A 24,662-nucleotide genomic window follows, 5' to 3' on the forward strand; every position below is an offset into this window, starting at 1 on the left:
CGGGCCGGTCCCCCCGGTGACCGATGAGGATGCCACCGGCCGCGCGGGCGGGAGCCCGCCCGTCACCGCCTCTGTGCGCGTGCACAACGAGCCCCTTCGATCGCTGGTCACCCGCATCGAGTCCGCCCCGCCCCGTGGACGCGCGCTCCGGCCGGTGCTGGTCTGTGGCACCACACGAAGCCACACCCCCACAGATGAGCACGACCCACGAGCACGACACGAGAAGGCGGAAGGAGGAGGACGCATGGCAACGCTAGAGATCCGCGCACTGTCCGTCGGCTACGGCCCGGTCCGGGCCCTGCGCGACATCTCCGTCGATGTGCCGGACGGTGCGATCACCGCCGTACTCGGCGGCAACGGCGCGGGAAAGACCACGCTGCTGCGGGCCGTGTCGCGGACCCTCGGCTTCCACCGCGGCACGGGCACCGGCACCATCCGGTTCGACGGCCGCCCCCTGGAGGGGCTGCGGCCCGCCCAGGTGGTGGCCGCAGGAGTGGTCCAGGTACCGGAGGGCCGGCAGGTCTTCGCCCGGATGACGGTGGCCGACAACCTGCGGGCGGGCGCCCTCGGGGCGCGCGGCGGACGCAAGGAGACGAGCGCCGCACTGGCCCGCGTCCACGAACTGTTCCCGGTCCTCTCCGACCGGGCGCACCAGCGGGCCGGCCTGCTCTCCGGCGGGGAGCAGCAGATGCTGGCGATGGGCCGCGCGCTGATGGCGGGACCCCGGCTGCTCCTGCTGGACGAGCCATCGCTCGGCCTCGCCCCGCTGATGGCGGCCAGGATCGCGGAGACCGTGCAGGAGATCAACGCGAGCGGCACCTCCGTCATGCTCGTCGAGCAGAACGCGGCCATCGCGCTGCGCCTCGCCTCGACGGCGTACGTCCTGGACGTCGGCGAGGTCGCCCTGCACGGGCCGGCCGCCGAACTCGCCGCCTCCGACGAGGTGCGCCGGCGCTATCTCGGCGTGGTCGACGAGGAGGCCGCCGCCGACGCCGACGCGGCGTCCCGCACCCGCCGCACCCTGAGCAGGTGGTCCGCGTGAAGACCGCACCGGCACCCGGGACCGGCACCGACAACACCACGGCCGCCCTCACCGTCACCGACGTGACCGTACGCTTCGCCGGGCTCACCGCCCTGGACGGCGTCTCCTTCACCGTCGAACCCGGCAGTGTGCACGCCGTCATCGGCCCCAACGGCGCGGGCAAGTCCACCTGCTTCAACGTCCTCTCCGGGGTGTACCGCGCCTCCGCCGGCACCGTCCACCTCGGCACCACCGAGCTCACCGGACTCGCGCCGCACACCATCGCCGGCCTCGGCGTCGCCCGCACCTTCCAGAACCTGGCGCTCCCCCCGCATGCGACCGTCGCCGACAGCCTGCTGCTCGGCCGCCACCGGCTCACCCGCTCCGGGTTCATCGCCACCGGTCTGCGGCTGCCGTCCGCCGCCCGCGAGGAGAAGCGCCATCTGGACCGGGTCCGGGAGATCGCCGAATTCATCGGACTGGAGAAGGCGTTGGAGCGCCCGGCGGGATCGCTTCCCTACGGGCAGCAGAAGCTCGTCGAGCTCGGCCGCGCCCTCTGCATGGAGCCGAGGGTCCTGCTCCTCGACGAGCCGATCGCGGGAATGACCGCCGACGAACGCCGCCGCACCGCCTCCGTCGTGGCCAACGTCCGCGACAGCCTCGGCATCTCCATCGTGCTGGTCGAGCACGACATGGGGGTGGTCATGCGGCTCGCGGACGCGGTGACCGTACTCGACTTCGGACGCAGGATCGCGGGCGGCACCCCCGCCGAGGTCCAGAACGACCCGGCCGTCGTCCAGGCCTACTTGGGAGCACCGGAATGACCACGTTCATCGAACTTCTCCTCGGCGGCCTGTCGATCGGTTCGGTCTACGCACTGATCGCCCTCGGTTTCGTCGTCATCTTCAAGGCCACCGAGGTCGTCAACTTCGCCCACGCGTCACTGCTGCTGGCCGGCGGCTACGTCACCGCCGTCCTCCACGACGACATCGGGTTCTGGCCCGCGCTGCTCGTCGGGATCGCGGGGGCGGCCTCCGTCGGGGCGGCCATCGAGTTCTTCGTGATGCGCCGCTACCGGGGCAGCGACCACAGCGTCCTGGCCATCGTCACCATCGGCGTCGACATCCTCCTCATCACCGAACTCACCCGCCGCATGGGCACCGACGTCCTCGCGCTCGGCGACCCGTGGGGCAACGAGGTCGTGCAGATCGGCGGGATCACCCTCGCCCAGACCCGGATCGCCGCGTTCCTCGCCGCCGGGCTCCTCATCACCGTGTTCCTGCTGGCCTTCCGCTACACCTCCTGGGGCGTCTCGATGCGGGCCGCCGCCGAGAACCCGCAGACCGCGGCCCTCATGGGCATCAAGCTGGGCAGGGTCTCGCTCGCCGCCTGGGCCGTCGCCGGAGCCCTCGCCGCCGTCGCCGCCCTCTTCCTCACGGTCTTCCCGACCCCCGGCCTCGAACGCGCCACCTCGCTCGCCGCGCTCAAGGCGTTCCCCGCCGCGATCCTCGGCGGACTCGACTCCACGACCGGGGCGCTCGCCGGCGGACTCATCGTCGGCGTCACCGAGTCGCTCGCCACCGGCTACCAGAGCGATCTCTCCTTCCTCGGCCGGGGCATCGGCGATCTGGCGCCCTACCTGGTGATGGTCGCGGTCCTGCTCATCCGGCCCGCAGGACTCTTCGGCACGAAGGAGCTCGCCCGTGTCTGACACGACCGCCGAAGCCGCCCCCCTGGTGACGACCGCCCCCGCACCCGGTGGCGCGGAGAGCTTCACCGACCGGCTGCGCCGACCCCGTACGTACGCCGTCCTCATCGCCTCCGTCCTGCTCCTCGCCCTCCCGTTCTACCTGGACCGCTTCTGGCTCCAGGCCGGACTGTTCGCGATGGCGGCGGCGATCGGGGCCATCGGGCTGAACATGCTCACCGGCGCCACCGGCCAGCTCTCCATGGGCCATGCGTTCTTCCTCGCCGTGGGGGCGTACAGCTACTGCATCCTGGCGGGCGAGAGCAGCACCGAGAACGGCCACGCCCTGACCGGACTGGGGCTGCCCACCTGGCTGGCCGCGATCCTCGCCGTCCTGCTCGCGGGGGCCGCCGGAGGGGTGTTCAGCCCGATCGCCGGACGGCTGCGCGGTGCCTACCTCGGTATCGCGACCCTCGCGCTGATCTTCATCGGACAGCACATCCTGTTCAACGCGGGCTCCCTGACCGGGGGTTACAACGGGCGGGCCGTACCGCCGCTCTCCCTCTTCGGGTTCACCTTCGACGACACCGAAGTCGTCGTCGCCGCCGTGCCGTTCGGCTCCTCGGAGAAGCTCTGGTACGTGGGCCTGGTCGCCCTGCTGCTCGCCGCCCTGTTCGCCCGCGGAGTGCTGCGGGGCAGGCCGGGACGGGCGATGAACGCCATCCGCGACCACCGGATCGCGGCGGGCGTGATGGGCGTGCCGGTGGCCCGCTACCGGGCCGGGGTCTTCGTCCTGTCCTCCATGTACGCCGGTCTCGCGGGCGTCCTGCTCGCTCTGGTGTTCCAGCGGACCGTGCCCGAGTACTTCGGCATGATCCTGTCCCTCGAATACCTCGCCATGATCGTCATCGGCGGGCTCGGCAGCGTCGCGGGAGCCGTCGTCGGCGCCTTCTTCGTCTCCCTGCTCCCGCAGGTGCTCACGCACTACAGCGACTCCCTCCCGCTGGTCTCCGCCCCCGGTACGGGCGGTCTCGCACCGGGTGAGGCGTCCCGCTATCTGTACGGCGCCGCGGTGGTCGCGGTGGTCCTGTTCCTGCCCGGCGGCCTCGCCCGCCTCGGCATCGCACTCCCACGAGTCACGCGTCCGAAGAAATCAGGGGAGAAGTAATGAAACTCAGAGCGCTCACGGCCGTGGTCGCGGCCCTCACCGTCACCCTCGTCGGGTGCAGCGGCAAGGCGACCGAGGGGAAGGGCGAGGAGCAGGACAAGGCCGGGATCAAGACCGGTCCCGGGGTCTCCTCCTCGACGATCTCGCTCGGTGTCCTCACCGACATGACCGGCGTGTACGCCTCGCTCGGCAAGAGCGTCACCCAGGCCCAGCAGCTGTGGGTGAAGCAGATCAATGCCAAGGGCGGCATCTGCGACCGGAAGATCGAGCTGACCGTACGGGACCACGGCTACGACCCGCAGAAGGCGATCGCCGGCTACACCGAGCTGGAACCGAAGGTCCTCGGCTTCGCCCAGTTCATCGGCTCCCCGTTCGTCGCCGCCGTCGAGCAGCGCATCGACGGCAAGGACAAGGGGCTCGTGCTGCCGCAGGCCTGGTCGGCGAACCTGCTCGGCTCCCCGTACATCCGGGTCGTCGGCGCCACGTACGACATCGAGACCATCAACCTCATCGACCACCTGCTCAAGGAGAAGCGGATCGCCAAGGGCGACAAGATCGGCCATGTGTACTTCGAGGGCGACTACGGCGAGAACGCGCTCACCGGCTCCAAGCACGCGGCCAAGGAGGCCGGGCTCACCGTCGTCGAGCAGAAGATCAAGCCCACCGACAACGACATGACGGCCCAGGTCGCCGCGCTCAAGCAGGCCGGCGTCAAGGCCGTCGTCGTCAGCGCCGGTCCGCGTCAGGCGGCCTCGCTGGTCGGCGTCGCGGCCGCCACCGGCTTCAACGTCTCCGTCGTAGGCAACAACTCGGCCTACGCACCGCAGCTGTTGAAGACCCAGGCGGGCCCGGCCCTGCTGAAGGACTACTACATCGCCTCCTCCACGCTGCCCATCGGCGACCCCGGCGACGGGCCGTCGCTGCTGGCGAAGCAGTACGCCTCGCAGTACCCGAACGACGTCCTCGACAACGGCGTCGTCGCGGGCTGGACGGCGGCCTCCATCTTCGGCGAGGCCCTCGACAAGGCGTGCGACAACAAGGACCTCACCCGGGAGGGCGTCGACAAGGCGCTGCTCACGATCAAGGGGTACGGAACCGAGTTCGGGGTCTCCCACGACTTCTCCGACCCCGCGGCACCGTCCACCCGGGAGAGCGTCATCATGAAGCCGGACGCCACGGTCCCCGGCGGACTGAAGGTCATCAGCCCGGCGTCGGTCTCCGAGGCGGCGAAGTCGTTCACGCTGAAGTGACGGCCTGAGTACGCGTATGGGCCCGGCCGTCGTCCTGCGGCCGGGCCCACACCCTTGCCCTGCTCAGCTGGTGTACGCCTCCACCTCCGAGAGCTGCGCGGCCGGCCAGCCGGTGTTGCCGGTGAACGTCAGCCGCAGATAGCGGGCAGAGGTTCCGGGCAGTGTGACGGTGGCCGTGTTGCCGCTCGACGGGTTGAAGCCGTAACCCGCCGACGCCTTCAGGGTGTTGTACGTGGAGTTGTCGGTGGACCCCAGCACGCTCAGGGTCTGGGTGCGCGTCGCCCAGGCGGCCGCCGGGGGCAGCTTCAGCACCACCCGCTTGACGGTCTTCGCCGCGCCCAGGTCGACGGTGAGGGTCTGCGGGAAGGCGTTGTTACGGCTCTCCCAGTACGTGTTCGGGTTCCCGTCCACCGCGTTCTGGGCGCCGTACACGTCGACGTGACTGCTCGCCGTCACCGCACGCCCCTGCGCGAGGTTGCCGGTCTCCTCCGGCGGGTCGGTCGGGCCGGGCGGGTCGGTGGGACCCGGCGGGTCCGTGGGGCCGGGCGGGTCGGTCGGGCCGCCGGGGCCGCCTCCGGGGACCCCGCCGTTGGTCCACACCGGGGGCGGCCAGACGCCCGTGCAGGCGGGCGGATCGGCGTACCAGCCGGAGTTGCCGGAGCCCCGGGTGATCTGGAAGCCCGCGCCGACACAGTTGTGGATCGGGTTGGACTGGGCGATGTTGGTGGCGACGACATCGGTGAACGTCGCCCGGCCCGGCGACTGGATCTGGAGCGCGTAGGTCCCCGCCCCGTCGATCTTCACCCGGTTGAAGTTGAGCCCGTTGCTCGCGCCCTCGATCAGGTGGATCGCGGCGTAGGAGCTGTCCAGGATCTCGGTGTCGGTGACATTGATCGTGGCGCCCTGGATCGGTTCGTTGAGACCGCTGAACCAGACCGCGCCGACCCCGAACTGCCAGTTGAAGTCGTTGTTCCCGGTCCGGATGAGGGTGTTGCGGGCGGCGGTGTGCGTCCCCGAAACAGCCGTTCCCCGGCCGGAGTTGACCCCGGGGTAGCGGTTGGCGATGTGCAGGCCGCCACCGTTGGTGATGGAGTCCGACATGACGTTGTCGGAGATCGTGATGTCCTTGCCGCCGTAGGTCACGATGTTGTTCGCCAGGATCGGCAGGATGACGGTGTTGAACGTGAACTTGTTGTTCACGTTCGGGATGTTCTCCGCCCACATGGCGAGCCCGTCGTCACCGCTGTTGCGGACGAAGGTGTTGGTGACGGTGGAGTTGGTGACGCCGTAGTGGAAGTTCACCCCGTCGGCCGTCTGGTCCAGGATCCGGGTGTTCTTCATGGTGAAGTTGTTCATCGGGCCGGTCAGCCAGGCGCCGCACTTGGTGTGCTGGAGCCAGAGGTTGTCGACGACCGAGTCGGACAGGGAGCCGCCGATGGCGTTCACCTGGTCGTCGTCGATCCGTTCCCGGATGTCGCCGATGATCGCGAAGTCCTTGAGCGTCACGTTCGAACTGCCGCCCTGGGAGGCGTACTTGCCGTAGACGCCGACGGCCTTGTTGCGCTCCGTGGGATGCCGGCCGGTCAGCACGCTGTACCAGGGGCCCGCCCCGCGCAGCGTCACCTTGTCGACGATGATGTGGTCCTGGACCTTGAAGGTCCCCTGCGGGATGTACACCTCCCGGCCCTGGGTGCGGCCCGCGTCCACCGCCGCCTGGATCTTCGCCGTGGCGTCCGCGGCGCCGGTCGGGTCGGCACCGAAGTCGCTCACCACGTCCAGCGCCCCGGAGGGCTTGCCGATGGGCGCGGCGACCTGCTCGAAGTCGGCGAGGTCGATGGTGAACGTGGGGGACTGCGCGGTGGAGGAGACCTGGAGGCGGACCTTGGTGCCGGCCGCCAGGGTGGAGCCGAACATCGTCCGGGTCTCGTCGTAGAAGTGGTGCGGGTTGGTGTCGCCGGGGTTGTTGTTGAAAGGGTAACCCCCGTAGTACCAGCCGTACTTCGAGGTCACGGGCACGCTCTTGAGCTGTGCTCCGTTGACCCGCACGTCGATCGAGGCGTCCCGGCCCGTCCCGGCGGCGTTGTCCGGCAGTGAGTAGCGGAAGGTCATCGCGTTCGCCGGTGCGGTGAGTGTGAACTCCACGTACTCACCGACCGCGTCGAGCGTGACGGCCTGGCGGCCCGAGGCCTCCGAGGGCAGTGAGCCGTAGAGCCGGTTCGGCCCGATGAGCGTGCCGTTGGTCGCGGCGTACTCGGCCTCCTGCTCCTTGAACGGGACACTCGCCCCGCGTCCGGGGACGTTCAGCGGGGAGGGTGCGGGGACGGCGGCGGCCGCGGCGGGCGGCGCACCGGCCACGACGAGCGTGGTGGCGGCGGCCAGCGCGGTGAGGGCCAGCGCCAGGGAGGCGGACAGGGATCGCCGCAGCATGCGGCCGGGGCGTGGGGGTGGTGGGGGGGGGGTCACGGGAGGTCCGTCCTTGCGGCTCGGGGGCTCTGCGGACGCCCTGAGGCTAGGAGAGACCCCGCAAGGAAGTCTATGCCGGTGCGCAAAATATTGCCCTGGACGCTCAAATTAGCGACTCAAGGAGGAATGTGACGCGCCCTCACCTCTGACGGACGATCAACCGGCCCCACCTCCAGGGGCGATGCTCAGACCTCGCGGCCGTCCATTCCGATGTACCGGAAGCGCCCTCGCTCCACGCGGTAGATGAAGACCCCGGTGCCGGTGTACATCCCGTTCGCGGGCTCGAACGCATAGCTCTTGGATACGCCCTTGTACCGCGTCGACCGCAGCACGGGCAGCATGTCCTGACGCGTCACCGTCTCCCGGCCCAGCCCCTCCGCGCAGGCCGCGATCAGCCCGACCGCGTCGTACGCCTCGGCAGCGAGCAGCGGCGGCGCACTGTCGAAACGCTTGCGGTAGCCGGCCGCGAAGGGGTGCACCGAGGGTACGGAGGCGGGGTCGGCGGCCGTCGACACGACCAGCCACCCCGCCGCGTCCTCGCCCGCCTCCGCCAGGAACCGGGGATCGTGCACGGCCTGGGTCCCGATCTTCGGCCCCAGGAACCCCGCCCTGGTCAGCGCCCGCGCGAACCGGCCCGCGTCCCGCCACCCGCCCCCGTACACCACCGCCCCCGGCTTCTTCGCGACGATCCGCTCCGCCTCGGCGTCCAGATCACGGGTGCCCTCCCGCACGGTCTCCGCGAGCACCGTCCGCCCGTTGCCCCGCAGCCCCGCGTCCAGGAACCGCGTGGTCTGCCGGCCGTACTCGGTCCCGTCGTCCACCAGCGCCACGGCGTCGATCTCGTACGCCCCCAGGAACTGCGCCACCGGCAGCATCTGCATGTCGTTGCGCGGGCGGGCGCAGAGGAAGATCCGGTTCAGGTTCCTGGTGTCCCCGTCGACCACGCTGAGCAGCGGCAGCGCCGCCTCGTCGTACGCGACCAGCGCCTCGCGCGCCGCGTCCGTGCCGGTCGCCCCGATGGCCGCCACCAGCAGCGGATCCTCGGCGAACCGCCGCACCGCGGCCTTCGCCCGCTCCTCGTCGCCGCCGTCGTCGGCCGTGGTCAGGCGCAGGGTGAACGGCGCGTCCTTGCGGGCGTTGTGCTCCTCGACCGCCAGGAGCGCCGCCCGCTCCTGGCCCTTGCCGGTGGCCGCCGAGGGGCCGCTGAGATCGGCCTGCAGCCCGATGTGCAGCTCCGGCCGGGCCGCCGCCGTCTCCCCGCCCTCCTTGCCGTCCCCGCCCGGGTCCTTCCCGCCCCCGAACGCGGCCAGCCAGGCGGTGGTCCCGCCCGCGGCGGCGAGGACCGCGCCGCCGGTGACGTACGCGAGGAAGCGCCGCCGCCCGGGGGGCGCCGGGAGGGCTGTTGTGTCCCGGCTCGCGGCACCGGTCTCCACCGTGGACCCGGCGTCCAGGCTGGTCGCCTCGATGTCGGGGAGGGCCAGCATCCGCGCGGAGCGCTCGGCGATCAGATGGGTCACCGGGCCGGGCAGCCAGCTGCCCCCCGACGCGTCCTCGGCGAAGGCCCGCCGGATGTCCCCGGCGGTCGGCCGCCCCGCCGGCTCCTTCGACAGGCACGCCTCCACGACCGGCAGCAGCCCGGGCGGCAGCGCGCCCAGCTCCGCCGGGTCATGGACCGTACGGAAGAGCATCGCCTCCACCGGGCCGCTGCCGAACGGCCGCCCGCCGGTCGCCGCGTACACCAGGACACAGCCCAGCGAGAAGACGTCGCTCGGCGGACCGATCCGCCGCCCCTGCGCCTGCTCCGGCGAGAGGAAGCCGGGCGAACCGACGATCGCGTCCGTCGCCGTGAGGACCGTGTCGTCCAGGGCCCGCGCGATCCCGAAGTCGATCAGCCGGGGACCGTCGAGGCCCAGCAGAACGTTCCCGGGCTTCACGTCCCGGTGCACCAGCCCCGCCCCGTGGACGGCTTCCAGCGCCTCCGCCAGCATCGAGCCGAGCGCCCGCACACTGCGCTCGGGCAGCGGCGCCCCGCCCCCCAACCGCCTCGCTCAGCGCGGGCCCCGGCACGAACTCGGTGGCCAGCCACGGCGCGCCCGCCTCGGTGTCGGCGTCGACCACCGGCACCGCCCACCGGTTGCGCACCTGCCGGGCGATCGCCACCTCGCGCCGGAACCGGGTACGGAACCCGGCGTCGTCCGCGTACTCGGCCCGGATCAGCTTGATGGCCACCAGCGCGCCGCCGGGCGACCGGCCCAGCAGGACCACGCCCATGCCCCCGGCACCGAGCCGGCCGAGGATGCGGTACCCGGCGATCCGCGCCGGGTCGGTGGAGCGGAGTGGTTCCATGAGGTGTTACGTCCCCGAATCGTGCCGTGCGCCCTCAGGCGCTTTCTCCAACAGGACCGGTCCGACGCTCACTTCAGCTCCAGCTCGACGCGGTAGAGCACCTTGGCGCCGCCCTCGGCCGCGATGCGCAGCAGGTCGGAATTCTGGTAGCCCTCGGCGCCCTTGACCGAGACGGCCGTGGTGACCGGCCCGATCCGGGACTTGGACCAGACGTAGTCCTGGGTCCCGCCCGAATCAGGACCGGTGAACTTCCCCGCCTCGAACAGTGAGGCGTCCGCGTTGCGCACGTCCTTCTGGTCGAACTGCAGGGACATCAGCCCGCTCAGCCGCTGACCGCCGCCCAGTTCCTGCGCCGGGCAGCGGAAGCTCTCCTGGACGGTGTCCTTGATCTCCCGGTCGGCGTCCTCGACGGTCCTGTGCACCGTCACGGTCACCGACCCCCGGACCCGCTCCTTGCCGTCCTGGGCCGGGACGTCGAGCCGCCGGGTGAAGGAGTCGAGCACTCCGTCGGGCAGCGCGCTCCGGCTCCAGACACAGGAATCGGCCAGTACGGTCCAGGTCCCGGCGGTCTCGTACGGCGTCCCGCGCACCATGCCCGCCGTCCAGTCGGCCTCCCCGAGAGCGGCGTTACGCGTCAGCCTGCGGGCCTCCGCCGCCGTCTTCGGGACCCGGGCCGGGTCGGGAGTGAACTCGTACGCGCTGGGCAGCGCACCCGGCTCCTTCGTCTCCTCGGGCTTCGTCGGATCGGGCGTCCCGGACGGGTCGGCCGGCTCCCCGGCCTGCCGCACGGAGGCCGACGGCTTCGGATCCGGGCCCTCCCCGGTCTTCGTCCCCGAGCCGCCGCAGCCGGCCAGCAGGACCCCCGCCGCCGCGACCGCCACCACACGTGCCCCGTTATGCCTGTGCTTCATCGCCGGACCCCCGTCGTCCCCCGCTCCGCGCCCCGTCCGAGGTGGCCGGGGCGTCGGGTGCGAGGCGATTCTAGAAGCCCGGCGCGCCGGGTTGACGGGAACCCGGTACTCATCCCGCTGCCGGAACTTCTCAGCCATCGGGAGGGGTTCGCCTCTGGTGCGGGGGAGCGGTCCGTGGTAAATGACAGCGGCTGCGGGTCCCGGTGGCTGAAATCAGGTCATGGTGCACTGGCTCAACTCCCGTACGGCGGGGGCGGTGGCGGGCAGTCGGCCGCCCTGTAATCACCGTGTACGGGTTCCGTGTTCGGCGGAAAATTGGTCTGGACCACCTGGGGTGGTGGTGGTTAGCTCGACTCCGGGCCCGGGGCCGCCGCGCTGCGTGCCGTGCCGTTTCCGCCCGGGCTTCCGCCGCTTGCCCACGCTTCTGCTGAGGGGATCCATCCCGTGATCGACATCGTGGCCGTGCTCAGGGCCGAGGACGCCGTTCTGGACTTCCTCTCCGTGCTCACCGCCCCCGGGCCGACCGGTCGGCAGGACGAATCCCCCGAGGTCCACGTCCTGTTCGGCGACACGGCCGAACACCTGGTGCTCCCCGCGGGCCTTCCGACCGCCGAGCGCCTCGACGCCGTCGCCCGGCACGTCCGGCCCGTCGACGAGAGCGCCGCATCGCCCGGTCCGGCGGCGCTGGCCGCCCTGATCGAGGCGGCGGCCCAGGGCGGCCCGGCCCAGGGCGGCCCGGCCCAGGTCTGGACCCACTCGCCCGCCGACACCCGGCGCAGCAGGGGCCGCCTCGGCCGGGACGCCGCTGCCGCCGTCGCCCCGGACGGGCCGCCCGTCCTGCACGCCGTCGGCCACTCCCCGTACCTCCAGTTCATCAGCGACCTCGACCGGCCGCTGGACCGCGCCGGGGCCGAGGCCAAACTCGCCTTCGTCAACCGGCACTGCGGCCACCTGCTGCGCACCGAATCCGCCGAACACGTCGTCGCGACCGGGCGGGTCCATGCCACCGAGCGGTTCTTCTCCGCGGGGCCCGAGGAGCGCGAGCGGCTGTTCGCGCTTCTGGCCAGCCTCGACGAGGACGCGGCCTCGGTGCCCGACCCGTGGGAGTTCGCCACCTCCGCGTACGAGGCGGAGCGGCTGGACTCCACCGTCGCGTGGATCGCCGGACACTGTCCGCCCGGCAGCGGCCCCCTCGTCGAGGTCGGTGCCTGCGAAGGCGCGCTCACCACCCGGCTCGCGGAGAAGGGCTTCACCGTCCACGCGACCGAACCCAACCCCGCCTTCCGCCGCCGGCTGACCCACGCCGTCGGAGAGACAGCCCGGGTCCACCCCGCCTCCCTGGAGGAGCTGGCCGCCAGGCCGGAGCTGCCCGGGGCGGCCTACCTCCTGATCGAGATGCTCTACTACGGCCAGGACCTCACCCTGCTGGACCGCCTCCCGGCCGACCTGGTCTTCGTCGCCCTCGAACCCGAGACGCTCGCCACCCGGCTGACCCCCTGGCTGGAGAGCGCCCCGCACTGGGAGAGGGCGGACAAGACCCCGCTCGTCGCCCCGGCGCTGGAGACCGTCTGCGGCGGCCGCGCCTACCTCAGCAAACGCGGCAGCATCGGCGTCCTGCTGCGGCGCACCGGCGTCTGACGGAGCCGGCCATGTACGACGTCTGTGTCGGGCTCGGCTACCACTGCGAGTCGACCTACCAGCTCCGCCGCATCACGGGCGTCGAGCGCGCCCACTTCTTCGACTGGCTCGACCTCGACCTCGTCGCCGTGCGGGAGATCATCGAGGCCGACTTCGCCAACGTACTCCGCCCCGGCCTGAGCGAACCGTTCAGCAACGGCCTCTGCGTACGGGACCGGGGCTCGAACATCCGCTTCTTCCACGACTTCCACGCCCCGGAAGGCACCCCGCTGACCCCGGCGCTCATCGCCGAACAGCATTCCGGGGTCCGGGAGAAGTTCGCGTACCTCGCCGACCGCTGGCGGGCGCTGACGGCCTCCCGCTCCCGCGTCCTGTACGTCCACCACGACGCGTTCGACGAGAGCGGCGCCGACGACCTGGCGGCCCTGCACGGCCTCCTGCGCTCCCGCTACCCGGACCACGCCTTTGATCTCCTCTGGCTGCGCCGTACGCCCCCGGAGGACTCCGTCGCGCTCCCGCCCGGCATCACCTGGTCCACCGTCGCCGCCCAGCCGGGCCGCTGGGAGGGCAGCGACACGGCCTGGGACACCGCCCTCGCCCCGCTGGACATCCCCCGGGCCCCAGCGCCGGCGCCCTGAGACCACCCCCATCCCTCCGGAGGAACCGTGCCCGTACCGCCCCCCTGGCGCACCCTCGTCGTCTCCCCGCACTTCGACGACGCCGCGCTCTCCCTCGCCGGGCTGCTGCCCACCCTGCCCGGCCCCCTCGCCGTCGTCACCGTCCACGGCGGGCCCCCGCCGCCCGGCGCCCCCGTCTCCTGGTGGGACAGCGTCTGCGGCTTCACCACCGCCGCCGAGGCCCACCGGGTCCGCAGCGCCGAGGACGCCCGCGCCTGCGAGCTGCTGGGCGCCGAGCAGGTCCTGATCGACCACCCCGACGGCCCGTACGTCACCGAGGGCGACGGACCGGACGCGCTCGACGCCCTCCTGGGCACCCTCGCCCCCACCACCCGGGTCCTCGTCCCGCTCGGCACCAACCAGCCCGACCACGAGGCCGTCCGGCTCCGCGCCGAACGCGCCCTCGCGGCGGCCGGAGCGCCCGTCCCCTGGGTCTACGCCGACCTGCCCTACACCGGGCACCTGCCGGAGTGGGGCACGCCCGAGGCGTCCGGGGCACTGGCCGCGAGCCAGAAGTGGGGCACCGCCTACCAGGAGCTCACCCGCCGCCACCGGGTCACCGTCGAGCGCGAGCTGGTGCTCTCCGACGAGCAGTGGGCCGCCAAGCGCGCGGCGGTCCTCAGCCACGCCTCCCAGCTCGCCGCGCTCGCCCCCGACCACGGGAACTTTCTCGCCAGGTCCGGCCCTCTGCGCGCCGAGCTGATCTGGAGCCTGGCACCTCAAGGCTGAGCGCCCCGGAACGCACGAAGGCCCGGATGCCGGGGAGCATCCGGGCCTTCGCCCTGTTCTGCATGCGTAACGCTGTGTTCGTATCGCTGCGTACGTACCGCTACGGCAGCTGCGCCGCCCGCGCCTCACGCCGGTTGTCACGGAACGTGTTGACCCGTCGCGCCGTGGCGAAGAGCGGGATCACCGCACCGAGGACGACCTGGAGCGCACAGCCGGTCTGGAGCAGCAGCTGACCGCCCGGCGCGTCGAACGCCCACGCGGCGAGCAGCCCCATCGCGCCCACGATCCAGCTGAGCATCGCCACCGCGAGGATGCCCCGCGGCTTGGGGTACTCGACCCGGCTCACCATCAGCCACGCCACTCCGATGATCGCGAGCAGCGTCGGGACGAAGGGCAGCTCCAGGAGCACGATCGAGACGACCGTCAGCGCTCCGAAGGGGCTCGGCATGCCCTGGAACATGCCGTCCTTCAAGGTCACACAGGAGAATCTGGCCAGCCTGAGCACCACCGCCAGCAGCACGACGATCGCCGCCAGCGCCGACACCCGCTGGTGGGCGTCGTCCGCGACCATCCCGTACACGAGCACGAAGTAGGCCGGGGCGAGCCCGAAGCTGATGAGGTCGGAGAGGTTGTCCAGCTCGGCACCCATCGGCGAGGAGCGCAGCTTGCGTGCCACGAGCCCGTCGAAGAGGTCGAAGATCGCCGCCATCAGCATGAGGATCACGGCGGTGGCCGCCGAGTGGCGGGCCATGCCCGTCTCCTCGCTGCCCGTGAGGTGCGGGATGAGGATCCCGGTGGTGGTGAAGTACACCGCCATGAATCCGCACGTGGCGTTACCGAGGGTGAGCGTGTCCGCTATCGACAGCCGCATCGACAGCGGCATGTCCTCCGCGCCGTCGGCGTCGCTCTCCTCGTCGGCTTCCGGCACCCAGCCGACCTTGGTATCCGGATCAACTACGGTCAATTCGAGTCACCCCCGCGGTGGTGGCCTGGCCGACCTCGACCGCGACATCGATACCTTCCGGAAGGTAGATGTCGACGCGCGAGCCGAAGCGGATCAGGCCGATGCGCTCGCCCTGCTCCACCTTCGTGCCCTGGGGGAGGTACGGCACGATCCGACGGGCGACCGCTCCTGCGATCTGCACCATCTCGATGTCGCCGAGCTCGGTGTCGAAGTGCCAGACAACGCGCTCGTTGTTCTCGCTCTCCTTGTTGAACGCCGGGACGAACCCGCCCGGGATGTGCTCGACCGACGTCACGGTGCCCGCCAGCGGTGCGCGGTTGACGTGGACGTTGAGCGGGCTCATGAAGATGGCGACCCGGGTGCGCCCGTCCTTCCACGGCATGATGCTCTGCACCACACCGTCGGCCGGGGAGATGACCCGGCCTTCGGCGATCTCGCGCTCGGGGTCACGGAAGAACCACAGCATGCCCGCCGCGAGCGCGGTGGTGGGCACAGCCACTGCTGCCCAGCGCCCGGACTTGCGGGCGCGAGCGAGGCTGAGGGCTGCGGTGGCGACGGTCGGGAGGAGCCACGGCGATGCTCCGCGTGCGATGCGGACCCCGCCGCGGGGTGCGGAGGTAGGGCTGTCGGGCATGGATGACCTTCGTAGCGGATGATGCCGCGCTGGCAACGGGGGACGGCGGCTTTCCGAAGATGCTATCGGTTGCCGGGCGCAACTGGGCAAGCCAGCAGCCGAGTCGGACTGTCGAACGCCGCCCGTCGAGGGTGACCCGGTGTGATGTTCTTCGCCACCAAATCACCCTGAATCGGACAATCAGCCCTGGAATCGGTACTCCTCCAGGAGTCGCCGGCCAATGATCATTTTCTGGATCTCGGCGGTACCTTCACCGATCAGCAGCATCGGGGCCTCGCGGTAGAGGCGCTCGATCTCGTACTCCTTGGAGAAGCCGTAACCGCCGTGGATACGGAAGGCGTCCTCGACGACTTCCTTGCAGTACTCGGAGGCGAGGTACTTCGCCATCCCTGCCTCCAGGTCGTTACGTTCCCCGGAGTCCTTTTTGCGTGCCGCATTCACCATCATCGCATGGGCGGCTTCGACCTTGGTGGCCATTTCAGCCAATTTGAACTGGATCGCCTGGTGCTCCGCGATCGGTTTGCCGAAGGTGTGGCGCTGCTGGGCGTACGAAACACCCAGCTCGAATGCACGCTGAGCGACGCCGCAACCACGTGCGGCGACATTCACCCGGCCGACCTCGACACCGTCCATCATTTGGTAAAACCCTCGGCCGGTCGTGCCCCCGAGGACCCGATTGGCCGGAATGCGCAGGTCGTCCATGATGAGCTCGGTCGTGTCGACGCCCTTGTAGCCCATCTTGTCGATCTTCCCGGGGATGGTCAGGCCGGGCCGGACCTCTCCGAAGCCGGGCTCCTTCTCGATGAGGAAGGTCGTCATCGACTTGTGGGGCGGGGTGCCCTCGGGGTGGCCTTCGTCACTCCGGCAGAGAACGGCCACCAGATTGGACGTTCCGCCGTTGGTCAGCCACATCTTCTGGCCGTTGAGAACGTACTCGTCGCCGTCCCTGACGCCCTTCGACGAGATCGCCGAGACATCGGAACCGAGCGCCGGCTCCGACATCGAGAACGCGCCCCGCACCTCGCCCAGCGCCATCCGCGGCAGGAACGTGTCCCTCTGCTCCTGGGTGCCGTGCTGCTTGAGCATGTAGGCCACGATGAAATGCGTGTTGATGATCCCCGACACGCTCATCCAGCCGCGCGCGATCTCCTCCACGCACAGCGCGTAGGTGAGCAGCGACTCTCCCAGACCCCCGTACTCCTCGGGGATCATCAGCCCGAACAGGCCGAGTTCCTTGAGCCCCTCCACGATTTCCGTGGGGTACTCGTCGCGGTGCTCCAGCTGGGTCGCGACCGGAATGATCTCCTTGTCGACGAAATCCCGGACCGTGGCAAGGATTTCCCGCTGGATGTCGTTCAGACCGGCGGTCTGGGCGAGTCGCGTCATGGCTGCTTCTCCTGTGGCTTCACGCGGATGGCCTTAAGGCTTCAGACAGTTACTTGGCGGGCGTCGGGCGGCCGGGCTGTTCCCCGCCGCGCTCCTTGATGTACGTCTCGGTGGGGACCATCACCTTGCGCCGGAACACGCAGACGACCGTGCCGTCCTGCTTGTAACCCTTGGTCTCCACGTAAACGATCCCGCGGTCGTTCTTCGACTTCGAAGGCGTCTTGTCCAGCACGGTCGTCTCGCCGTAGATCGTGTCGCCGTGGAAGGTTGGCGCGATGTGCTTGAGCGATTCGACCTCCAGGTTGGCGATGGCCTTTCCGGAGACGTCCGGCACCGACATGCCGAGCAGCAGCGAGTAGACGTAGTTCCCGACGACGACGTTCTTCCCGAAGTCGGTCGTGCTCTCCGCGTAGTTGCTGTCCATGTGGAGCGGATGGTGATTCATGGTCAGCAGGCAGAAGAGGTGGTCGTCGTATTCCGTGACCGTCTTTCCGGGCCAGTGCTTGTAGACGGCACCGACCTCGAACTCCTCAAAGGTGCGTCCGAACTGCATGATCAGGCCTCCGGGGCTTCGAACTTGGAGGTGCGCTGCATTCCGGCGGCCCGGCCCTTGCCCGCGATGACCAGGGCCATCTTGCGGCTGGCCTCGTCGATCATCTCGTCGCCGAGCATCGCGGAGCCCTTCTTGCCGCCCTCCTCGGAGGTGCACCAGTCGTAGGCGTCGAGGATCAGCTCGGCGTGGTCGTAGTCCTCCTGCGAGGGCGAGAACACCTCGTTGGCCGCGTCGACCTGACCCGGGTGCAGCACCCACTTGCCGTCGAAGCCGAGGGCGGCGGCGCGGCCGGCCACCTCGCGGTAGGCGTCCACGTCACGGATCTGGAGGAACGGGCCGTCGATCGCCTGGAGATCGTGCGTACGGGCCGCCATCAGGATGCGCATCAGGATGTAGTGGTACGCGTCCGCCGGGTAGCCGGGCGGCTGCTGGCCGACGACCAGGGTCTTCATGTTGATCGAGGCCATGAAGTCGGCCGGGCCGAAGATCAGCGTCTCCAGGCGGGGCGAGGCGGCGGCGATGTCGTCGATGTTCACCAGGCCCTTGGCGTTCTCGATCTGCGCCTCGATGCCGATCTTCCCGACCTCGAAGCCCATCGTCTTCTCGATCTGGGTCAGCAGCAGGTCCAGCGCCACAACCTGCTGGGCGTCCTGGACCTTCGGCAGCATGATGCAGTCGAGGTTGGGGCCCGCGCCCTCGACGACCGTGATGACGTCCCGGTACGTCCAGTGCGTCGTCCAGTCGTTGACCCGGACGACCCGGGTCTTGCCGCTCCAGTCACCGTTGTTCAGCGCGTCCACGATGTGGTGGCGGGCGCCCTCCTTGGCGAGGGGCGCACAGGCGTCCTCCAGGTCCAGGAAGACCTGGTCGGCCGGGAGGCCCTGGGCCTTCTCCAGGAAGCGCGGGTTGGAACCCGGCACGGCCAGACACGAACGCCGGGGGCGCAGCCGGTTCACGGGGGTGGTGGGCGTGGTCATGCGGAGACCTCCAGAGGGTCGAGCTTGTTCGCTTTCCGGATCTCGTCGACGATACGGCCGATGATCTCCGTGATACCGAAGTCCTTCGGGGTGAAGACGGCGGCCACACCGGCTTCGATGAGCGCAGCCGCGTCGGCCGGTGGGATGATGCCGCCCGCGATCACCGGAATGTCCGGCGCCCCGGCCTCGCGCAGCCGGTGCAGCACATCGGGCACCAGCTCCGCGTGTGAGCCGGACAGGATCGACAGCCCCACGCAGTGCACGTCCTCGGCGATCGCCGCGTCGGTGATCTGCTCGGGGGTCAGCCGGATCCCCTGGTAGACCACCTCGAAGCCGGCGTCCCTCGCCCGTACGGCGATCTGCTCGGCCCCGTTGGAGTGCCCGTCCAGGCCCGGCTTGCCGACCAGCAGGCGCAGCCGTCCCACGCCCATCTCGTCGGCGGTGCGGGTGACCTTCTCGCGGACCAGGGCGAGCGGGGTGCCCGCCTCCGCGGTGACCGCGACCGGGGCCGAGGAGACCCCGGTGGGGGCGCGGAACTCGCCGAAGACGTCCCGCAGCGCCCAGGACCACTCGCCGGTGGTGACGCCCGCGCGGGCGCACTCGACGGTGGCCTCCATCATGTTCTCGGTGCCCGCGGCGGCCTTCTTCAGCGCGGCCAGCGCCTCCGTCGCGCGCGCCTCGTCGCGGTTGTCCCGCCACTCGTGGAGGGCGGCGACGACCCGGGCCTCGTTCTCGGGGTCGACGGTCATGATCGCGCCGTCGAGGTCGGAGGTGAGCGGGTTGGGTTCGGTCGTCTCGTAGATGTTGACGCCGACGATCTTCTCCTCGCCGCCCTCGATCCGGGCCCGCCGCGCCGCGTGCGAGGAGACCAGCTCGGACTTGAGGTAGCCGGACTCGACGGCCGCCATCGCGCCGCCCATCTGCTGGATCCGGTCGATCTCCGCGAGCGACTCCTCGACCAGGGACTCCACCTTGGCCTCGATGACGTGCGACCCGGCGAAGATGTCCTCGTACTCCAGCAGATCGCTCTCGTGCGCCAGCACCTGCTGGATCCGCAGCGACCACTGCTGGTCCCAGGGCCGGGGCAGCCCCAGCGCCTCGTTCCAGGCGGGGAGCTGCACGGCGCGGGCGCGGGCGTCCTTGGAGAGGGTGACTGCCAGCATCTCCAGCACGATGCGCTGGACGTTGTTCTCCGGCTGCGCCTCGGTCAGGCCGAGGGAGTTGACCTGGACGCCGTAGCGGAAGCGGCGCTGCTTGGGGTTGGTGATGCCGTACCGCTCACGGGTGACGCGGTCCCAGATGCGGCCGAAGGCGCGCATCTTGCACATCTCCTCGATGAAGCGGACGCCCGCGTTCACGAAGAACGAGATCCGGGCGACCACATCACCGAACTTCTCCTCCGGCACCTGCCCCGAGTCGCGGACCGCGTCGAGCACCGCGATGGCGGTCGACATGGCGTACGCGATCTCCTGGACCGGGGTGGCCCCCGCCTCCTGGAGGTGGTAGCTGCAGATGTTGATCGGGTTCCACTTGGGGATGCGGTTGACCGTGTACGTGATCATGTCGGTGGTCAGCCGCAGCGAGGGCACCGGCGGGAAGACGTGCGTCCCGCGCGAGAGGTACTCCTTCACGATGTCGTTCTGCGTGGTCCCCTGGAGCTTGTCGGGGTCGGCCCCCTGCTCCTCCGCGACCACCTGGTAGAGCGCCAGCAGCCACATGGCGGTCGCGTTGATCGTCATCGAGGTGTTCATCTGCTCCAGGGGGATGTCCTGGAACAGCCGGCGCATGTCACCGAGGTGGGAGACGGGAACACCGACGCGGCCCACCTCGCCGCGGGCGAGAATGTGGTCCGGGTCGTATCCGGTCTGCGTCGGCAGATCGAAGGCGACCGAGAGACCCGTCTGGCCCTTGGCGAGGTTGCGGCGGTACAGCTCGTTGGACGCCTCGGCGGTCGAGTGACCGGCGTACGTCCGCATGAGCCAGGGCCGGTCCTTCTGACGTTCGTTCATCGGAGAACCTCAGACGTTGCGGAAGCGGTTGATGGCGTCGATGTGCTGCTCGCGCATTTCCTCGTTGCGCACGCCCAGACCCTCGCGGGGCGCCAGTGCCAGGACGCCGACCTTGCCCTGGTGGACGTTGCGGTGGACGTCGTGGGCGGCCTGTCCCGTGTCCTCCAGGGAGTAGACCTTGGAGAGGGTGGGGTGGATCTTGCCCTTGGCGATGAGCCGGTTCGCCTCCCACGCCTCGCGGTAGTTGGCGAAGTGGGAGCCGATGATCCGCTTGAGCGACATCCACAGGTAGCGGTTGTCGTACTCGTGGTTGAAGCCCGAGGTGGAGGCGCAGGTGACGATGGTGCCGCCCTTGCGGGTGACGTAGACGCTCGCGCCGAAGGTCTCACGGCCGGGGTGCTCGAAGACGATGTCGACGTCCTCGCCGCCGGTCAGCTCGCGGATGCGCTTGCCGAGCCGCTTCCACTCCTTGGGGTCCTGGGTGTGCTCGTCCTTCCAGAACTTGTACCCCTCGGCGTTGCGGTCGATGACCGCCTCCGCGCCCATCGCCCGGCAGATGTCGGCCTTCTCCGGGCTGGAGACGACACAGATCGGGTTGGCGCCGCCGGCCAGCGCGAACTGGGTGGCGTACGAGCCGAGTCCGCCGCTGGCGCCCCAGATCAGCACGTTGTCGCCCTGCTTCATGCCCGCGCCGTTGCGCGAGACGAGCTGGCGGTACGCGGTCGAGTTGACCAGGCCCGGCGATGCGGCCTCCTCCCAGCTCAGGTGCTGGGGCTTGGGCATCAGCTGGTTGGACTTCACGAGCGCGATCTCGGCGAGCCCGCCGAAGTTGGTCTCGAAGCCCCAGATGCGCTGCTCGGGGTCGAGCATCGTGTCGTTGTGCCCGTCGGAGGACTCCAGCTCCACGGAGAGGCAGTGCGCGACGACCTCGTCACCCGGGTTCCAGGCGTTCACGCCGGGGCCGGTGCGCAGGACGACGCCCGCCAGGTCGGAGCCGATGACGTGGTAGGGCAGGTCGTGGCGCTTGCTGAGCTCGCTGAGCTTTCCGTACCGCTCCAGGAAGCCGAAGGTGGACACCGGCTCGAAGATCGAGGTCCAGACGGAGTTGTAATTCACCGAACTGGCCATCACGGCGACGAGGGCCTCGCCGGGGCCGAGTTCGGGGACCGGGACCTCGTCCAGGTGGAGCGACTTGCGGGGGTCCTTGTCACGGGAGTCGAGCCCCGCGAACATCTCCGCCTCGTCCTTGTGCACGGTGATCGCGCGGTAGGACTCGGGGAGGGACAGGGCCGCGAAGTCCGCGGCGGTGCTGTCCTGCGACTGAATCGCGTCCAGGATTTCCTTCACGGTGTTGCCTCCGGTGATGCGGCGTCGAGGGAACGCTTGAGGGGCCCTGCTGGCAGGGGTGCGGTGCGGTGTGGAGGTGTTGCCGTCGGTTCGGCGAGTGGAGCTTCGGCTTGCTCGGGTGGAGCAGAAGGTTGCCTGTGACGCAGGCGTCCGGGCGCGCAGCACGGTGGTTGCGGGGACAGCCGGCGTACGTGAGATGCCAGCACGCCGGCCGCCCGGACACCTTCAACGTATGGCACTCCGTGACACCTGACAAGGCACCCAGTGCCAACAATTTCTCTCACTTGTCATCTCGTAGGCACGCATGAGCAACACGATGGGCGTTACGAGACGTTCTGTCCTGCTGGCAGGCGGTTACCTCCCCGGTCGGTACACATACGGCGTCGTCGTCCCCAGCTCCGTGAAGCCGAGCCGGCGCAGAATCGGGGCGGACATGCCGGTCGCGTCGACCTGGAGATACCGGTAGCCGCGCTCGGCGGCGATCCGTGCCCGGTGGGCGACCAGCGCCCGGTAGATGCCCTTCCCCCGCCAGGCGGCCACCGTGCCGCCGCCCCAGAGCCCCGCGAAGCCCGTGCCCGGGTACAGCTCCATCCGCCCGGAGCACACCGGCTCCCCGTCGCCGTCCACCGCCATCACCGCCACGAAGTCCCCGGGGGCCTCCTCCAGCCGCCTCAGCACCTGATGGAGGAGCCGGGCCCCGTCGGTCCCGAACGCCCGCTCGTGGGCCCTGGCCATCAGCTCCGCGCCCGCCGCGTCGGTCACCGGCCGCAGGGTCACCCCTTCGGGCAGCTCGACCGGCCCGGCCGGCAGGGCGGCGGGCGCCACCAGCAAGGTCTCCGGCTCCTCCGGCACGAATCCGGCCGCCCGCAGTCGGTCGCCCAGATCGGCGGGCCGGTCGTGCGCGTACAGCTTCCACTCGAAATCCGGCAGGCCGAGCGCCGTGCAGTGCTCGATCTGCGCGGCGATGGCGGCATCGGCCCCGGCCGCGTCCAGCTCCGGGTCCGACCACACCACCCCGTTCCAGTCGTCGGGGCCGCCCACCTGGCGTACGACGGGGCCGGAGCGCTCGACGCGTACGCCGGGTCCGTCGGGGCGGGCGTGCTCCCGCATCTCACGGTCGAACAGGTCACGGATCTCGATGGCGTTCTCGGTTGATCGCATCCGCGCACCTCAGCACAGCGCTGATCGGTAAACCAGCGGATTTCGGCCGCCGCCCGCGCGGAACGGCTCGGCCCGCACGCGTCGAAACCCCAGCTCGGGGCAGGTGTGCCGAACCAAGTGATCTTGAAGTGGTCGGAAGGGCAGGGGTGGGGCACCGATGGGCATACCGATCCGCAGAGGGAGCACGCAGAAGCGACGGGGTCCCTTCGACCTCCGCCGCACCACCTTCGGCTTCGCCCTGATCGCGCTGATCCTCGCGGGCGGCGGGATGGCCCTGCGGGCGGCCTGGCGGAGCGCCGGGAACCACCCGGTCGCCGTCGGGGCCCTGATCGTCCCGGTCCTCGCCGCAGCGGCCGTGGTGCTGCGCCGCCGCCGTCGGGCCCGGCGGGTCGCGGGGGCGGTCACGGACGCCGCGTACGGGATCGTCGACGCGGGCCTCGCGGAGCTGGACGCCGCCGAGGCCGCCCGGGCGGAGAGGCGCCCGGAGCCCCCGGAGGCCGCTCATCCGGTCGACTACGCGGCACTGGACCCGTACGCCTTCGAGGAGGCCGTGGCCGAACTCTGCCGGCGTGACGGCTGCGCGGACGCCGAGGTGGTGGGCGGCGCCGGTGACCTGGGCGCCGACGTCCTGGCCACCACCCCGGACGGCCGCCGCCTGGTCGTCCAGTGCAAGCGCTACGGGCCCGACAACCGGGCCGGATCGCAGGAGCTCCAGCGCTTCGGCGGCACCTGCTACGCGGTGCACGGGGCGGACATCGCGCTCGTCGTCTCCACCGGCGGTTTCACCGAACCCGCGCTCGACTACGCCGAGCAGTGCGCGATCCTCTGTTACGGCCCCGAGGAGCTGGCCGCCTGGAGCGAGGGCGGGGCGCCGCCGCCCTGGGAGACGGTGGCGGCCCCGGCCGAAGAACAGGACGCCGGGCTCAGCGCTCCTTGAGCGCCTGCTGGATCGTCCGCATGACCTCGTCCAGCGGGGCGTCCGTACGCGCCACCGCGACGAGCACCTCGCCCTCCGTGGCCACCGTCGCCGCCGGGGTCCTGGCGGGCTCGGCCTGGGCGGTCCGCCCGGCCCCGATGCCGGTGCCGAAGGTGTCGCGCACGATGGCGAAGGCCCGGTCGAGCTGGGCCTCCACATCGCCCTGGCCGCCCGCCCGCAGCCAGCGGCGCAGTACGTGGTTGTGCGCGGTGACCACGGCGGACGCGGCCACCTCCGCCAGCAGCGGGTCGTCGTTGCCCACGTGGTGGTCGCGCTCGTCGAAGTGGCCCAGCAGATAGCGGGTGAACAGCCGCTCGTAGCGGGCCACCGACGCGATCTCGGCCTCCCGGAGGGTGGGCACCTCGCGGGTCAGTTTGTAACGGGCCACGGAGACGGCGGGCTTGGCCGCGTACATCTTCATGACTTCCTTGATGCCGCGGCAGACCGTGTCGAGGGGGTGCTCGTGCGCGGGGGCGGCGTTCAGGACGGCCTCGGCCCTGACGAGGGTGTCGTCGTGGTCCGGGAAGATGGCCTCTTCCTTGGAGCGGAAGTGCCGGAAGAAGGTCCGCCGGGCGACGCCCGCGGCGCCCGCGATCTCGTCGACGGTCGTCGCCTCGTAGCCTTTCGTGGCGAAGAGCTCCATCGCGGCTGCGGCCAGTTCGCGGCGCATCTTGAGCCGTTGGGCGGCGGCACGCGTTCCCGCGGCGGTCTCCGGGGCGTCGGGCGCGGCGGTGGCACGGGGTGACTTGGCGGGCTGGGACATGG

20 protein-coding genes and 1 pseudogene are annotated in these 24,662 nt (G+C 70.7%); 9 read left to right on the top strand and 12 right to left on the bottom strand.

Annotated elements, in window-relative coordinates; all coding sequences use genetic code 11:
• The first annotated feature begins 244 nt into the window (after positions 1–244).
• The 5 genes from IE264_RS09200 to IE264_RS09220 are packed head-to-tail and all read left to right on the top strand — an operon-like array spanning position 245 to position 5,126.
• Positions 245–1,042: an ABC transporter ATP-binding protein gene (locus IE264_RS09200; RefSeq protein WP_015612487.1), complete on the top strand. Its 798-nt coding sequence runs from the start codon at positions 245–247 to the stop codon at positions 1,040–1,042.
• A complete protein-coding gene (locus tag IE264_RS09205) occupies positions 1,030–1,845 on the top strand; it encodes an ABC transporter ATP-binding protein (RefSeq protein ID WP_031123349.1) in 816 nt (271 codons plus the stop codon). Before IE264_RS09200 ends, IE264_RS09205 begins: the two co-directional genes overlap by 13 nt.
• Positions 1,842–2,732: a branched-chain amino acid ABC transporter permease gene (locus tag IE264_RS09210; protein WP_015612489.1), complete on the top strand. Its 891-nt coding sequence runs from the start codon at positions 1,842–1,844 to the stop codon at positions 2,730–2,732. Before IE264_RS09205 ends, IE264_RS09210 begins: the two co-directional genes overlap by 4 nt.
• Entirely contained in the window at positions 2,725–3,876 is a 1,152-nt protein-coding gene (locus tag IE264_RS09215) for a branched-chain amino acid ABC transporter permease (RefSeq protein WP_015612490.1), read from the top strand. The genes IE264_RS09210 and IE264_RS09215 overlap by 8 nt, the downstream gene beginning before the upstream one ends.
• The gene (locus IE264_RS09220) at positions 3,876–5,126 is read left to right on the top strand and encodes an ABC transporter substrate-binding protein (RefSeq protein WP_032757033.1); all 1,251 of its coding nucleotides are present in this window, start codon (positions 3,876–3,878) and stop codon (positions 5,124–5,126) included. The genes IE264_RS09215 and IE264_RS09220 overlap by 1 nt, the downstream gene beginning before the upstream one ends.
• A gap of 63 nt (positions 5,127–5,189) precedes the next feature.
• Here IE264_RS09220 and IE264_RS09225 read toward each other — a convergent pair whose 3' ends face one another.
• The 3 genes and pseudogenes from IE264_RS09225 to IE264_RS09235 form a co-directional block, all read right to left on the bottom strand.
• Entirely contained in the window at positions 5,190–7,553 is a 2,364-nt protein-coding gene (locus IE264_RS09225) for a discoidin domain-containing protein (RefSeq protein ID WP_032757032.1), read from the bottom strand.
• Positions 7,554–7,774: 221 nt separating this feature from the next.
• Positions 7,775–9,935 (bottom strand): annotated as a pseudogene (locus tag IE264_RS09230) (bifunctional serine/threonine-protein kinase/ABC transporter substrate-binding protein).
• A gap of 68 nt (positions 9,936–10,003) precedes the next feature.
• Positions 10,004–10,846 carry a hypothetical protein gene (locus tag IE264_RS09235; protein WP_032757031.1) on the bottom strand — a complete coding sequence of 281 codons (843 nt, stop codon included), beginning with the start codon at positions 10,844–10,846 and terminating at the stop codon, positions 10,004–10,006.
• A gap of 444 nt (positions 10,847–11,290) precedes the next feature.
• On the opposite strand from IE264_RS09235, the gene IE264_RS09240 reads away from it, so the two are divergent.
• The 3 genes from IE264_RS09240 to IE264_RS09250 are packed head-to-tail and all read left to right on the top strand — an operon-like array spanning position 11,291 to position 13,890.
• Complete coding sequence (locus IE264_RS09240; protein WP_032757030.1) at positions 11,291–12,484, top strand: class I SAM-dependent methyltransferase; 1,194 nt, start codon at positions 11,291–11,293, stop codon at positions 12,482–12,484.
• A gap of 11 nt (positions 12,485–12,495) precedes the next feature.
• Positions 12,496–13,122, top strand: coding sequence for a DUF1796 family putative cysteine peptidase (locus IE264_RS09245; RefSeq protein ID WP_032757029.1), 627 nt, complete (start codon positions 12,496–12,498; stop codon positions 13,120–13,122).
• 27 nt (positions 13,123–13,149) lie between these two features.
• On the top strand, positions 13,150–13,890 hold the full coding sequence (locus IE264_RS09250) for a PIG-L family deacetylase (protein ID WP_032757028.1): 741 nt from the start codon (positions 13,150–13,152) through the stop codon (positions 13,888–13,890).
• Positions 13,891–13,990: 100 nt separating this feature from the next.
• Here the strand turns inward: IE264_RS09250 and pssA are convergent, their stop codons facing one another.
• From pssA to IE264_RS09290, 8 genes are all read right to left on the bottom strand, one after another.
• The gene (gene pssA / locus IE264_RS09255) at positions 13,991–14,818 is read right to left on the bottom strand and encodes a CDP-diacylglycerol--serine O-phosphatidyltransferase (protein WP_032757026.1); all 828 of its coding nucleotides are present in this window, start codon (positions 14,816–14,818) and stop codon (positions 13,991–13,993) included.
• A gap of 22 nt (positions 14,819–14,840) precedes the next feature.
• Positions 14,841–15,488: a phosphatidylserine decarboxylase gene (locus tag IE264_RS09260; RefSeq protein ID WP_015612499.1), complete on the bottom strand. Its 648-nt coding sequence runs from the start codon at positions 15,486–15,488 to the stop codon at positions 14,841–14,843.
• A 180-nt stretch (positions 15,489–15,668) separates the two neighbouring features.
• Positions 15,669–16,874, bottom strand: a complete 1,206-nt coding sequence (locus IE264_RS09265; RefSeq protein WP_015612500.1) for an acyl-CoA dehydrogenase family protein — start codon at positions 16,872–16,874, stop codon at positions 15,669–15,671.
• A 49-nt stretch (positions 16,875–16,923) separates the two neighbouring features.
• Entirely contained in the window at positions 16,924–17,427 is a 504-nt protein-coding gene (locus IE264_RS09270) for a MaoC family dehydratase (protein ID WP_015612501.1), read from the bottom strand.
• A 2-nt stretch (positions 17,428–17,429) separates the two neighbouring features.
• Positions 17,430–18,404 carry an HpcH/HpaI aldolase/citrate lyase family protein gene (locus IE264_RS09275; RefSeq protein WP_031123361.1) on the bottom strand — a complete coding sequence of 325 codons (975 nt, stop codon included), beginning with the start codon at positions 18,402–18,404 and terminating at the stop codon, positions 17,430–17,432.
• Positions 18,401–20,413 carry an ethylmalonyl-CoA mutase gene (locus IE264_RS09280; RefSeq protein WP_015612503.1) on the bottom strand — a complete coding sequence of 671 codons (2,013 nt, stop codon included), beginning with the start codon at positions 20,411–20,413 and terminating at the stop codon, positions 18,401–18,403. The genes IE264_RS09275 and IE264_RS09280 overlap by 4 nt, the downstream gene beginning before the upstream one ends.
• A 9-nt stretch (positions 20,414–20,422) precedes the next feature.
• Entirely contained in the window at positions 20,423–21,760 is a 1,338-nt protein-coding gene (gene ccrA / locus IE264_RS09285; RefSeq protein WP_015612504.1) for a crotonyl-CoA carboxylase/reductase, read from the bottom strand.
• 354 nt (positions 21,761–22,114) lie between these two features.
• Positions 22,115–22,921 carry a GNAT family N-acetyltransferase gene (locus IE264_RS09290; RefSeq protein ID WP_032757025.1) on the bottom strand — a complete coding sequence of 269 codons (807 nt, stop codon included), beginning with the start codon at positions 22,919–22,921 and terminating at the stop codon, positions 22,115–22,117.
• Between the two features lie 157 nt (positions 22,922–23,078).
• Between IE264_RS09290 and IE264_RS09295 the strand changes: the two genes are divergently transcribed.
• Positions 23,079–23,858: a restriction endonuclease gene (locus IE264_RS09295; protein ID WP_032757024.1), complete on the top strand. Its 780-nt coding sequence runs from the start codon at positions 23,079–23,081 to the stop codon at positions 23,856–23,858.
• Here IE264_RS09295 and IE264_RS09300 read toward each other — a convergent pair.
• Positions 23,845–24,660, bottom strand: a complete 816-nt coding sequence (locus IE264_RS09300) for a TetR family transcriptional regulator (RefSeq protein ID WP_015612507.1) — start codon at positions 24,658–24,660, stop codon at positions 23,845–23,847. The two genes, IE264_RS09295 and IE264_RS09300, sit on opposite strands and share 14 nt — an antisense overlap.
• Between the last annotated feature and the right edge of the window lie 2 nt (positions 24,661–24,662).

The sequence above is a fragment of the Streptomyces microflavus genome (genome assembly GCF_014650075.1).
Classification (GTDB): Bacteria; Actinomycetota; Actinomycetes; order Streptomycetales; family Streptomycetaceae; genus Streptomyces; species Streptomyces microflavus.

What these genes read in the sequence shown, in the direction of transcription:
- IE264_RS09200 (WP_015612487.1), top strand. Translation starts at nt 245, where the DNA reads ATGGCAACGCTAGAGATCCGCGCACTGTCCGTCGGCTACGGCCCGGTC.
- IE264_RS09210 (WP_015612489.1), top strand. Translation starts at nt 1,842, where the DNA reads ATGACCACGTTCATCGAACTTCTCCTCGGCGGCCTGTCGATCGGTTCG.
- IE264_RS09220 (WP_032757033.1), top strand. Translation starts at nt 3,876, where the DNA reads ATGAAACTCAGAGCGCTCACGGCCGTGGTCGCGGCCCTCACCGTCACC.
- IE264_RS09225 (WP_032757032.1), bottom strand. Translation starts at nt 7,553, where the DNA reads ATGCTGCGGCGATCCCTGTCCGCCTCCCTGGCGCTGGCCCTCACCGCG.
- IE264_RS09235 (WP_032757031.1), bottom strand. Translation starts at nt 10,846, where the DNA reads ATGAAGCACAGGCATAACGGGGCACGTGTGGTGGCGGTCGCGGCGGCG.
- IE264_RS09245 (WP_032757029.1), top strand. Translation starts at nt 12,496, where the DNA reads ATGTACGACGTCTGTGTCGGGCTCGGCTACCACTGCGAGTCGACCTAC.
- IE264_RS09260 (WP_015612499.1), bottom strand. Translation starts at nt 15,488, where the DNA reads ATGCCCGACAGCCCTACCTCCGCACCCCGCGGCGGGGTCCGCATCGCA.
- IE264_RS09265 (WP_015612500.1), bottom strand. Translation starts at nt 16,874, where the DNA reads ATGACGCGACTCGCCCAGACCGCCGGTCTGAACGACATCCAGCGGGAA.
- IE264_RS09270 (WP_015612501.1), bottom strand. Translation starts at nt 17,427, where the DNA reads ATGCAGTTCGGACGCACCTTTGAGGAGTTCGAGGTCGGTGCCGTCTAC.
- IE264_RS09275 (WP_031123361.1), bottom strand. Translation starts at nt 18,404, where the DNA reads ATGACCACGCCCACCACCCCCGTGAACCGGCTGCGCCCCCGGCGTTCG.
- IE264_RS09280 (WP_015612503.1), bottom strand. Translation starts at nt 20,413, where the DNA reads ATGAACGAACGTCAGAAGGACCGGCCCTGGCTCATGCGGACGTACGCC.
- IE264_RS09290 (WP_032757025.1), bottom strand. Translation starts at nt 22,921, where the DNA reads ATGCGATCAACCGAGAACGCCATCGAGATCCGTGACCTGTTCGACCGT.
- IE264_RS09295 (WP_032757024.1), top strand. Translation starts at nt 23,079, where the DNA reads ATGGGCATACCGATCCGCAGAGGGAGCACGCAGAAGCGACGGGGTCCC.
- IE264_RS09300 (WP_015612507.1), bottom strand. Translation starts at nt 24,660, where the DNA reads ATGTCCCAGCCCGCCAAGTCACCCCGTGCCACCGCCGCGCCCGACGCC.